The 12,143-nt window shown below is 48.9% G+C and carries 11 protein-coding genes; 5 read left to right on the top strand and 6 right to left on the bottom strand.

Annotation, left to right across the window (positions count from 1 at the left end):
- The first annotated feature begins 413 nt into the window (after positions 1–413).
- Together moeA and moeB are read left to right on the top strand one after the other, a co-directional pair.
- Positions 414–1,652 (top strand): molybdopterin molybdotransferase MoeA, encoded by a 1,239-nt coding sequence (moeA, locus tag AC2A06_RS18205; protein WP_484381215.1) that lies wholly within the window; start codon positions 414–416, stop codon positions 1,650–1,652.
- A 2-nt stretch (positions 1,653–1,654) separates the two neighbouring features.
- Positions 1,655–2,413: a molybdopterin-synthase adenylyltransferase MoeB gene (gene moeB, locus AC2A06_RS18200; RefSeq protein WP_484381214.1), complete on the top strand. Its 759-nt coding sequence runs from the start codon at positions 1,655–1,657 to the stop codon at positions 2,411–2,413.
- A 115-nt stretch (positions 2,414–2,528) separates the two neighbouring features.
- Here moeB and AC2A06_RS18195 read toward each other — a convergent pair whose 3' ends face one another.
- From AC2A06_RS18195 to AC2A06_RS18185, 3 genes are all read right to left on the bottom strand, one after another.
- Positions 2,529–4,121: an ABC-F family ATPase gene (locus tag AC2A06_RS18195; protein WP_484381213.1), complete on the bottom strand. Its 1,593-nt coding sequence runs from the start codon at positions 4,119–4,121 to the stop codon at positions 2,529–2,531.
- A 168-nt stretch (positions 4,122–4,289) separates the two neighbouring features.
- Entirely contained in the window at positions 4,290–4,634 is a 345-nt protein-coding gene (locus tag AC2A06_RS18190; protein WP_023490043.1) for an antibiotic biosynthesis monooxygenase family protein, read from the bottom strand.
- A 54-nt stretch (positions 4,635–4,688) separates the two neighbouring features.
- Positions 4,689–6,281 (bottom strand): ABC transporter substrate-binding protein, encoded by a 1,593-nt coding sequence (locus AC2A06_RS18185; RefSeq protein ID WP_484381212.1) that lies wholly within the window; start codon positions 6,279–6,281, stop codon positions 4,689–4,691.
- Positions 6,282–6,499: 218 nt separating this feature from the next.
- Between AC2A06_RS18185 and pepT the strand changes: the two genes are divergently transcribed.
- The 3 genes from pepT (at position 6,500) to AC2A06_RS18170 (ending at position 10,178) form a co-directional block, all read left to right on the top strand.
- Entirely contained in the window at positions 6,500–7,741 is a 1,242-nt protein-coding gene (pepT, locus tag AC2A06_RS18180) for a peptidase T (RefSeq protein WP_484381211.1), read from the top strand.
- Between the two features lie 247 nt (positions 7,742–7,988).
- Entirely contained in the window at positions 7,989–8,702 is a 714-nt protein-coding gene (locus tag AC2A06_RS18175) for a winged helix-turn-helix domain-containing protein (protein ID WP_473195639.1), read from the top strand.
- A 3-nt stretch (positions 8,703–8,705) separates the two neighbouring features.
- A complete protein-coding gene (locus AC2A06_RS18170; protein WP_484381210.1) occupies positions 8,706–10,178 on the top strand; it encodes a sensor histidine kinase in 1,473 nt (490 codons plus the stop codon).
- A 49-nt stretch (positions 10,179–10,227) separates the two neighbouring features.
- Here AC2A06_RS18170 and AC2A06_RS18165 read toward each other — a convergent pair whose 3' ends face one another.
- The 3 genes from AC2A06_RS18165 to AC2A06_RS18155 form a co-directional block, all read right to left on the bottom strand.
- On the bottom strand, positions 10,228–10,623 hold the full coding sequence (locus AC2A06_RS18165) for a hypothetical protein (RefSeq protein WP_484381209.1): 396 nt from the start codon (positions 10,621–10,623) through the stop codon (positions 10,228–10,230).
- A 250-nt stretch (positions 10,624–10,873) separates the two neighbouring features.
- Positions 10,874–11,776 (bottom strand): alpha/beta hydrolase, encoded by a 903-nt coding sequence (locus AC2A06_RS18160; protein ID WP_484381208.1) that lies wholly within the window; start codon positions 11,774–11,776, stop codon positions 10,874–10,876.
- Positions 11,777–11,941: 165 nt separating this feature from the next.
- Positions 11,942–12,143: hypothetical protein (locus tag AC2A06_RS18155; protein WP_484381207.1), on the bottom strand; the 202-nt coding region annotated here is incomplete at its 5' end.

Below are 12,143 nucleotides of genomic sequence, written 5' to 3'. Positions count from 1 at the left end.
CTCCCTGGCGTTTTTGCCTATGCTTCGTGTCTCCGTTCGGCGCCTTCAATGGCGTCAACTACCGTGCTTTCCTTAACAATCATTTCATCTGTTAGTTTTTACTCATCAATCTGGTTGTATTTAATTAATTGTTTTTATAAGAAAAACAGCCATCACGGAATTATTCGAAAGCACGTATGACGTTGTGAAGATTCGTCAAGTTCCTGATCGATTTACCTATCGTTTGCCGCGTGACTCGTCCCAGATTGACCTCGCTCCTGCGGAGCCAACGCAGGGGTTGTTCAAAACGCGATGCGTTTCGTCCTGCAACTTGAATGAACTCGGGTAGAGTACATTCTCCCGTTCGACGTTATCTGCCATAATAACGCCACTTTGCCGGAAAGTTCGCCTACGTTGATTACGGAGTCCCTGTTATGGATCATTGCACTACTTCTGACCTTATTTCTCTTGAGCAAGCCCTAGAGAAAATGCTCTCGCAGATTATGCCTTTGCAGCAGACTGAATCCATCGAACTGACTAATGCCGCAGGGCGTATTACTGCCACGCCGGTGATTTCACCCATTGATGTGCCCCCCTTCGCTAACTCGGCGATGGATGGCTACGCAGTACGTGTTAACGAAGTAAACGCAAATACAGCGTTACCGCTGGCAGGTAAAGCCTTTGCCGGTGCCCCATTTACCGAACAATGGCCAGCTAATACTTGCATCCGGATTATGACCGGTGCCCCTATTCCCGCCGGTGCTGATGCGGTGGTGATGCAAGAACAGGCGGAAGTGAGCGACCAGGGTGTCTGCTTTAATGCGCCAGTGGTCGCCGGGCAAAATATCCGCCTGGCGGGTGAAGATATCCTGCAGGGTGCCCATGTGCTGCCTGCTGGCGTAAAGCTAGGGCCTGCCCAATTGCCATTACTGGCTTCGCTGGGGATAGCTGAACTTCAGGTGATGCGCAAACTGAAAGTGGCGCTGTTCTCTACCGGTGATGAGTTGCAGCGGGTTGGTCAGCCATTACAAGCCGGGCAAATTTATGACACCAACCGTTTTGCGGTACGCCTGATGCTGGAACAACTGGGTTGCAGCGTTATTGACCTGGGTATTATTCGCGATGATCAGGCGGCTTTGCGTGCCGCATTTATTGAAGCGGATCAACAGGCAGACGTAGTGATCAGCAGTGGCGGCGTTTCTGTTGGTGAAGCGGACTACACCAAAAAAATGCTGGATGAACTTGGCGAAATCAGTTTTTGGAAACTGGCAATCAAGCCAGGTAAGCCGTTTGCTTTCGGTAAGCTCAACCATGCCTGGTTCTGCGGCCTGCCCGGTAACCCGGTTTCTGCCGCCCTGACCTTCTACCAACTGGTGCAACCTTTGCTGGCGAAACTGGCCGGGCACACCGAATGGCAGTTGCCACCACGCCTGAAAGCTCGCGCCTTAACCCCACTGAAAAAATCACCCGGTCGCCTGGATTTCCAACGTGGCATTTTCAGCAGCAATGCCGATGGTGAGTTGCAAGTCAGCACCACCGGGCACCAAGGTTCCCATATTTTCAGTTCCTACAGCCAAGGCAACTGCTTTATCGTACTGGAACGTCAGCGTGGCTCTGTAGCGGCGGGTGAAATGGTGGAGATTGAGCCGTTTAATGCCCTGCTGAGGAGTTGAACATGTTGCCGGAATTAACTGATGCGGAAACACTGCGCTATAACCGCCAGATTGTGCTGCGGGGGTTTGACTTCGAGGGGCAAGAAAAATTAAAAGCCGCCCATGTGTTGATTGTTGGCCTCGGCGGCTTAGGTTGTGCGGCGGCCCCCTATCTGGCGGCGGCTGGCGTCGGTCATCTGACCTTAGTTGATTTCGACACTGTCTCACTGTCCAATCTGCAACGCCAACTTTTGCACCGTGATGCACGTATTGGTATGGCCAAAGTGGACTCTGCACGCATCGAACTCGGCGCAATAAATCCACATATCCAGATTGATACACTCCATCATCAATTGGATGAGCAGCAGATGGCAGCGCAGATTGCCGCTTGCGATGTGGTGCTGGATTGTACCGATAACGTGCCCACCCGCGACCTGCTCAACCGCCTTTGCCATGCACAACGTAAACCGCTGGTTTCAGGGGCCGCTATTCGCATGGAAGGGCAACTTAGTGTGTTTACCTATCAGCCCGATGAACCCTGCTACCACTGCTTAAGCCGGCTGTTTGGCGATAATGCGCTGACCTGTGTTGAAGCTGGGGTGATGGCGCCACTGGTGGGCACTATCGGTACCCTGCAAGCCATGGAAGCCATTAAGTTGCTAGCAAGTTATGGTCAACCCTTGGTGGGCAAGTTGTTGCTGTTTGATGCCATAAGTATGCAGTTTCGTGAAATAAAACTACCGAAAAATCCACAATGTGCGGTATGTGGCCCTAATAGCTGACGCCCTATACCCTGGTTTATTCAAGCGGTACTGCAGATAGAGCGGCGACTGAACAGTCGCCAGGCAGGATTAAATCATGGGCCATCAATAATGGCCCATGTTAGTCACCGTCAAATCAGACAATCCCTTGGCTACGCAGGTAGTCTTCATAGTTGCCGGTAAAATCGATCACCTTGTTTGGCGTGATTTCCAGAATACGGCTGGCCAATGAACTGACGAACTCACGGTCGTGTGAAACAAAGATCAAGGTGCCTTCATACAATTCCAGCGCCATGTTCAATGACTCAATGGACTCCATATCCATGTGGTTGGTAGGTTCATCCATAATCAAAATATTCGGGCGGTGCATCATTAGTTTGCCAAATAACATCCGCCCCTTCTCACCACCGGACAGTACCTTCACCCGCTTTTTAATGTCATCCTGGCTAAACAATAGGCGGCCTAATATACCGCGCACGGCCTGCTCATCATCGTTTTCCTGTTTCCACTGACTCATCCATTCAAATACCGTCAGCGTCTCATCAAACTCGTATTCATGATCCTGAGCGTAATAGCCAATACTGGCATTTTCAGACCACTTAACACTGCCGTGATCTGGGGCTAAATCACCCACTAATGTTTTCAGTAAGGTTGATTTACCAATACCGTTAGCACCCAGAATGGCTATTTTCTCCCCTACTTCGACCATCAGGTTGAGTTTCTTGAACAACGGGCCATTATCGAAGCCTTTGCTCAGTCCTTCCACTTCCAGCGCGTTACGGAACAGTTTCTTATTCTGTTCAAAGCGGATAAATGGATTCTGGCGGCTAGAGGCTTTAACCTCTTCCAGTTGGATTTTATCAATCTGACGGGCACGGGAGGTGGCCTGCTTAGATTTAGAGGCATTGGCACTAAAACGGCTGACAAATGACTGCAGTTCGTTGATTTGTGCCTTTTTCTTGGCATTATCCGCCAGCAACCGTTCACGAGATTGAGTGGCCGCGGTCATATACTCATCATAGTTGCCTGGGTAGACCCGCAATTCACCGTAGTCCAGATCCGCCATATGGGTACACACCATATTCAGAAAGTGGCGGTCGTGGGAAATGATCACCATGGTGCTGTTACGCTCATTCAGCACCTGCTCCAACCAGCGGATGGTATCAATATCCAGGTTGTTGGTCGGTTCGTCGAGCAGCAGAATTTCCGGATTGGAGAACAACGCCTGTGCTAACAAAACACGCAGTTTAAAGCCGGGAGCGATCTCGCTCATCGGGCCATAATGCTGTTCCTGTGGAATACCCACACCCAGCAACAGTTCGCCAGCGCGTGCTTCGGCGGTATAACCGTCCATCTCGCCATAGGCTACTTCCAGATCAGCCACTTTATAGCCATCTTCTTCGCTCATCTCTGCCAAGGCATAGATACGATCGCGCTCTTCTTTCACCGCCCACAGTTCGGTATGGCCCATGATGACGGTATCAAGTACGCTGAATTGTTCAAAAGCGAACTGATCCTGGCGCAATTTACCCAAGCGCTCATTGGGGTCAAGAAACACGTTACCCGCCGTCGGCTGCAAATCGCCACCGAGAATCTTCATCAATGTTGATTTGCCACAACCGTTCGCCCCAATCAAACCATAGCGGTTACCGCCACCAAATTTGATAGAGATGTTTTCAAACAACGGCTTACTGCCGAACTGCATAGTAATATTGTTAGTGCTTAACACAGCGCTCGCTCTTCATGTCATTAAAATGTGATTTGGCGCGCATTATGCCATAACCCGGCAGCGAGATGTGGGAAGTTTTGCTGATGATTTGCTCAACCTGAATGAAAGCTGACCCGATGACTATCGGCGGCCACTAATACGATGTTGGTAAGTTTATAACTTGGTGGTCTAACCATGAAAATGGCGGCTATCAGCAGGGGCCTGTTCTCGGGGTTCCAGCCCATAATCACGAACCACCTCGGCTACCCGTAACCGATAATGTTTCAGGACCGTTTGCCGACCACAAGCCTGAGCCTGGCGGTGTTGTTCCAGGTTACGCCACTGCTCTACCGCAGCTTCATCGCGCCAGAAAGAGAGTGATAGCAACTTTTCTGGGTCGTTCAAGCTCTGGAAGCGTTCAATGGAGATAAAACCGTCAATCTCCGCCAACAGCGGCTTTAACTGCGCCGCCAGCTCAAGATAACTTTCCCGCTGCCCGTCTGCTGCCTGCAATTCAAAAATCACCGCGATCATCATTTGCTCCTTAAAGAAACCCTCCCCCAGCCGGTCGCCGGGGAGGGCATATGATTACTTTATATCGACCTGATAAAAGATATGTTTGCCAAAGGGATCGATTTCATAACCAGAGACTTCTTTACGCACCGGTTCAAAAATCGTCGAGTGGGCAATCATCACAGCAGGCATTTGGTCATGCATCATCTGCTGTGCTTCTTTATACAGCACCGCTCGCTGTTGCTGATCGCTGATGGATTTGGCTTTAGCGATCAATTGATCAAACGGCGCATAACACCACTTGGCCGAGTTTGAACCATTGTTGGCTGACTGGCAGGTAAACAGTGGGCCAAAGAAGTTATCTGGGTCACCGGTGGCGGTGGTCCAACCCATCAATGCCGCCTGGTGTTCCCCCTCTTTTACCCGTTTCAGATATTCACCCCACTCGTAGGTGGTGATCTTGGTCGTCACGCCAATTTTTGCCCAGTCGGTCTGGATCATCTCCGCCATACGTTTGGCGTTAGGGTTATAAGGGCGTTGTACCGGCATCGCCCATAAATCGATGGTCATTCCATCGGCGAAACCGGCTTCTTTCAACAGCTCTTTAGCTCTTTGCGGATTGTAATCGTAATCCTTCAACTCACTGTCGGCACTCCAGATACCTGGCGGCAACAGGTTTTTTGCCTCCGTACCGGTCCCGTGGAATACCGCTTCAATAATCGACGGTTTATTAATCGCCATCGCCAACGCCTGGCGCACTTTAACGTTATCCAATGGCGCTTTCTGGGTATTGAACGCCAGGAAACCGGTATTCAGCCCCGCTTTGCTCATCAGGTTGATGTTGGCATTCTCCTTGATACGCGGTAAGTCCGCCGGATTGGGGAATGGCATCACCTGGCACTCGTTTTTCTCGAGTTTGGCATAACGCACCGAAGCATCAGGCGTAATGCTGTATATCAAGCGGTCGATTTTCGCTTTACCCTGCCAATACTCCGGGAACGCGGTAAACAGAATGCGCGAATCTTTCTGATATTGCGCCAATTTAAACGGCCCGGTGCCAATTGGGTCCATATCGACTCGCTCTGGCGTCCCCGCTTTAAGCATCGCATCAGCATATTCCGCTGACAGGATTGAGGCGAAGTACCATGCCAGATCAGCCACAAATGGTGCCTCTGCATGGGCCAGGGTAAAGCGCACGGTATGATCGTCCACCTTGTCGATAGCGGTAATCAGTTTACCGAACTCGAGACTTTCAAAGTTTGAGTAGTTACCGTTAGAAACATTATGGTATGGGTGAGCGGGATCTTTCTGGCGCATAAACGAGAAGATCACATCGTCTGCATTAAAATCGCGCTGTGGCGTAAAATATTTATTGCTCTGAAACTTAACCCCTTGACGCAAATGAAAGGTGTAGACCTTGCCATCTTCGCTAATGTCCCAGCTTTCCGCCAGGCTGGGCTGCAGTTCGGTCGTCCCTACCTTAAAATCCACCAAACGGTTATAGACCGGTACAGCACTTGCATCAACACTGGTGCCTGCGGTATAGAGTTGCGGGTTAAAGTTTTCCGGAGATCCTTCTGAGCAGTACACCAGGGTCTTCGCTGCGATAGTGGAGCTTACAGTAAGTGCAGCTATCGCCAGAGCAAGTGTGGTCAGTTTGCTTTTCATGTCCATTTCCTGTTCTTATTAGTTCAGTCCCACATAAATAACATCAAATTTAATTTGCAACCAACTGATTTTATAACCAAGTTCAATGAAGTTGCAGATAGGCGGCGACGCAGCGAAGCCCCAGGAGCTTACACGAGTAAGTGACTGGGGTGAGCGAGGAAAGCTAACAACCCTGTAGCTTTATTGGCGCCGGGTATATTAATAAAGAAGGAATCACTATGAATACCCCACTCTCCAGTCAATTAACCCAACGCTTCTTTCGTTACTTGGCAATCAGCAGCCAAAGTAACGCCAGCGCGACTACGTTGCCCACCACTCCCGGCCAATTCGCCATGGCACAAGCGCTGGCAAAAGAGTTGACGCAGTTGGGGCTGGAGGAGATTGTCATTGACGAGCAGGCAACGGTAACTGCGGTTAAAAAAGGGAATGTCCCCTCGGCACCACGGGTTGGCTTTATCACCCATATCGATACCGTTGATGTCGGGTTATCACCGGATATTTATCCACAAATTCTGCGTTTTACTGGGGAAGACCTCTGTCTCAATACGGAGCAAGATATCTGGCTACGAGTGGCAGAACACCCGGAAATTCTGGCCTATCAGGATCAGCAGATCATCTTCAGTGACGGTACCAGTGTGCTCGGTGCCGATAATAAAGCGGCGGTCACCGTGGTGATGACCTTGCTGGAAAACCTGACCGCAGAACAGCGCCATGGGGATATTGTGGTGGCGTTTGTCCCGGATGAAGAAGTCGGTTTGCGCGGAGCAAAAGTACTGGATATTGAGCAACGGTTTAATGTCGACTTCGCCTGGACCATCGACTGCTGCCAGCTGGGTGAGATCGTTTATGAGAACTTCAATGCGGCGGCGGCTGAAATCCATTTCACTGGCGTCACCGCCCACCCTATGTCATCAAAAGGGGTACTGGTTAACCCGCTGTTAATGGCGACCGATTACATCAGTCATTTTGAACGCCAGCAAACACCGGAGCACACCGCAGGGCTTGAAGGTTATATCTGGTTTAATGGTATGGAAGCGGGGCAGAGTGAAGCGGTACTACAAGCCAGTATTCGTGACTTTGACAAGGCCAGTTTTGAATGCCGCAAACAGCAGATTGCCGAGGTAGCAGAGAAAATTGCCCGTCAATATCCCACGGCAAAAGTGACCTATCAGATTGAAGATATTTATAGCAATATCAGCAATGCCATCGGTGAAGACCGCCGCGCCATTGACCTGTTATTTAAAGCGATGGAAACCCTGGGCATTACCCCAAAACCCACGGCCATGCGCGGTGGTACCGATGGTGCCGCGCTATCAGCCAAAGGTCTGCTAACCCCCAACTTCTTCACCGGCGCCCATAATTTCCACTCGAGATTTGAGTTTTTACCGCTGAAATCCTTCGAAGCCTCTTATCAGGTCGCCTTCCAGCTCTGTTTGTTGGCGGCAAAAAATGATGTTTAGTTAGCTGTTATAGGCCAGCGTTTATTAAAGGAACGCTGGCCTGGTAGGCTACAATTCCGCCCCTGTAAGGGCTGATTTATTTGTATAACAAGGCAGTACCATAAATCCGCTTTTCGCTCTCCGACTCCTGCAAGTATTAACGCGATCAGTTCCCCAAGGCCTCACACAAAGTTAAATAAAATGTGATCACTCTGATGCTGGCGGTTGTGTAGACTGCAATAAGGTAAATAAAGAGCGGTGATATAGCATGCAAAAAACAAAACGTATTCTGATTGTCGAGGATGACGCTAATATCGCCGAACTTTTGCAATTACATCTGCGCGATGAAGGCTATGACATCAGTCATGCTGCTGACGGTAATCTCGGTATGGCGATGCTGGAACAAGGGGGCTGGGATGCCTTGATCCTTGACCTGATGCTGCCGGGCATTGATGGCCTGGAGATCTGCCGTCGCGCCCGCAATATGACGCGTTATACCCCGATCATCATCATCAGCGCACGTTCCAGTGAAGTGCATCGGATATTGGGGCTCGAGTTGGGGGCGGACGACTATCTGGCCAAGCCATTTTCTATGCTGGAATTGGTCGCCCGGGTAAAAGCGCTGTTCCGCCGCCAAGAAGCAATGACCCATAACCTACGCATGGAGGCAGGAACATTACGTTGTGCCGGGCTGACTATTGACCCTATCGCCCGCGAAGTTCATCTGAATCAACAGCAGATAGAGCTGACACCGCGTGAATTCGACCTGCTATACTTTTTTGCCCGCCATCCCGGCAAGGTATTTTCTCGTCTCAACCTGCTCAACCAAGTCTGGGGCTACCAACATGAAGGCTATGAGCATACGGTTAATACCCATATCAACCGCCTAAGACTCAAAATTGAACGCAATCCGGCAGAGCCCGAACTGATTATCACGGTGTGGGGCAAAGGCTATAAATTCGTGGCGTCACCGCAAGGATAGATGATGAAAAACCTCACACTAACACAACGCCTGACGCTGGTTTTTGCCCTGTTACTGTTACTTTGCTGTTCACTCTCTGGCCTGCTACAGGTGCGCAACAGCACGCAATATAGTCATGCGGTGATTCAACAACTTTCGGGCAATCTGGCGCAACATATCGCCACCAGCAATCCGTTGTTAAGTTCAGAAGGGTGGAACAATCAATCCATACGCTCCCTGTTCGATCAACTAATGGCGGTGAACCCCAGTGTGGAGGTTTATCTTCTGGATAAACAAGGCAATATTGTGGCTGATGCCGCCCCACAAGGGCATATAAAGCGCCAAAAAATCGATTTAACACCCATCCAATCGTTACTCGAGGGCGCAAAACTACCGGTTTATGGTGATGACCCACGTAATCTGACCAGTAGAAAAGTGTTTAGCGCCGCGCCGTTAAAAGTGAATGGCGAGGTGGCTGGTTTCCTCTATGTCGTTTTGCTGGGGGAGGACTATGATGCCCTGGCCAATAACGCGCAGCTCAACGCCACCCTTTACTCGGCACTCTGGTCAATGGGATTAGTGGTGCTGTTCGGGTTGTTGGCGGGGAGTATTGCTTTCCATTGGGTTACCCGCCCTATTCGCCGCCTGACTCAGCAGGTTAGCCTGCTCGATAATGAGGGTATCGTTGCCCTGCAAAATTATGCCAATACACCCGCAGAAAAGCGTAATAACCACCGTGATGAAGTGAGTCTGTTGCAACAAGCCTTCCGCCGTATGGCGTTACGTATTACCGAGCAGTGGCAAGCTCTGTCACTGCAGGATCAACAGCGGCGCGAATTCATCGCCAATATCTCTCACGACCTGCGTACCCCACTCACCTCGCTACACGGTTATCTGGAAACCCTGTCGGTAAAAGCGGCCAGCCTGACGGAAAATGATCGGCAACGTTACCTGGATATTGCCTTGGCTCAGAGCCGTAAAGTGGGCAATCTGGCACAGGAGTTGTTCGAACTGGCTCGATTGGAATATGGCGTAGTGAAACCGCAGAAAGAACCCTTCTCTTTCAGTGAGCTGGTGCAAGATGTCTTCCAGAAATTTGAGCTGGCGGTGGAAGCGCGTGATCAACAGCTACGGGCCAATATTCAGCCCGGCCTGCCACTGGTCAATGCTGATCTGAGTATGATGGAACGGGTGCTGACCAATTTGCTGGATAACGCCATCCGCCATACCCCGGCAAATGGCCTGATCGAAGTTAAACTGTGGCTACAGGATGACAAAGTCATGGTGCAGATCAATGACAGTGGCCCCGGCATTCCACATGAATTACGGCCGGACCTGTTTATTCGCCCGTCCATTCTCAGCAACGCCCGTCGCCATGTGGGTGGTTTGGGGTTGATGATTGTAAAACGTATTCTGCAACTGCATGGCAGCGATATTATTTTGGTGGAGCAACAAACCGGCGCCTGCTTCCGTTTTCCGATCCCTGTTTATCGTTAGAGCGTTTCAAATGCCCGGCAGTAGGCTAGCTTTCACCATTTGAAAAGATTTACACGTCGTTAGATTCTTTAACCAAAATCTCCACCGTACTATTTTGGTGATTTTCTAAATACGCAGCTTGTTTGGCAATTTCCGGGTAGTAATTGAGGCGCTCCACGTATTTCTCGATATAGGCTTGGTTCACTTTCGTCATGATTGAGTCTAAATCCTCAGGAACCTTTCCGTGGATAGAGGCTATCGTGCCATCTACTTTTAAAAATGCAGGTTGATCGATATTGTCAATCAAAGCCTGCCTCCAACTATTTGGGCTAAAAGAGTATTGCCTACAAAATAATCTTCCATCTACCACGACAACCCAAATATTTCTAAACCCATGGTTTTCACCTACTTTAATTTGGCAGGTTTTGGATTCGTTAATCATTTCAGTGAACTCATTTTTTGTCATTTTTATCGATTTCCTATAAGTAAATATTCCAAGAATTTTTATTACTTTGAGCAGGTTTAACTGGTTCAAACGATGAGTCTCCATTACTCTTGCTGATACGTTTTACATCATTGCTTTATTGCGTCTAAAAGCATTGTGCTGAATAAATGCGGATTGGCTGGAATTAATTCAAGCTGCAGCTAAACAGTCAACACCACTGCAACTTGAATATCAATGTATGAGCTGGCCTAATCCCTCACGTTTTTGCAGATTAGGGCAGGAACTTATTCAACCACGCCAGCATCTCTTCGGGTTGCTGGCCGAAATAATTATAGCCATCGAAACGGTTGAGTTTTCCTTCAATCCATAACAGTTTTTTCTCCGTGGGGGTATGGTCATAAATATATTGAAGATCCTCAGGGCTAGTGAGTACGTCCTCACGGACTTGAGAATACAGAACAGGCACTTTCAATTGGCTCAAGTGGGCGTAAGGTGACATATCGTTTAATCCGAACCCAGCCAAGCGGTGGATAGCCTTATCTACTACATCAACATCCACCCCTCCACCATACATAGCGATGATTTTTTCAGCCATATACTTCATATGGATTGGTTGCACTGCCACCATTGCCTTGACGCGATTAAACAGTTCAGCTTTTAGCGCCATAGCACGAATACTAGCATTGGCCCCCATACAATGGCTGACAAGCACCACATCTTTATTGGCTAGTTCTGGGGACTGCTGCACATAAAGCATCGCACCCGCCACGTCTTGCCATTCATGATGTCCAATACTGGCAAAACCACCTACCGAAGCGTCACTTTGACCGTGGTTACGCAAATCGTAGGTTAAAACGCTGTAACCAGAGTTCACCAACTGTTTGGCGGTATTCAAAAATTCTACATGTACCGGTACTAACTGAGCAACATCACCCTCTGGCACAAAACCGTACTTGGAACAATACAATGGGTGATTCATCACGGCCAGTTTGTTACCTTGGCCAGGTATAAACCAAGCACTCAGGTTCAGACCATCTAGAGATTTGAAGCTCACTTCTTCAAATGCCATGCCATAGTCAGCGGGTGTTTTGGGCATCGCCGTGCGATGTGGACGGGTAAATAACTTGGCGAGGTTATCCGCCATGTTTTGCTCGGAAGAGGCTGTTGTCGTCATAATATATCCTTCTAGGGGAGTTCCCTTAATCTCATCTATATCTAGGGCAGCGGAGAGAAAATTTTTAAAATGAAAAAAAATCAAATAGTAAGCATTTTAAAATGACCCCCATATTAATAAGCAGTCTTTATATCTTTGTAACGACACAGGAATATACAAAAATAGTTACTGGGTAAGACCATAATTAATGTACTCAATCACGTTAAAAATATTATATGAACCACCACCAATTGTCTTGCCTAAAAAAATTTTTTCCTTGCCTAAAACTACAATAATTCGTTGTATTAATTCAGAGTGTGGCTGACTGTCCGACCTGATTGTTACAGAGTAACAAAGGGAGACAAGTTGAATATTAAATATTAACCAT

It is taken from the genome of Serratia sp. HNCC26DJ244, from assembly GCF_057180565.1.
Note: the sequence above shows the minus strand (reverse complement) of the source record. Positions and strands in the feature narration are given on the sequence as shown.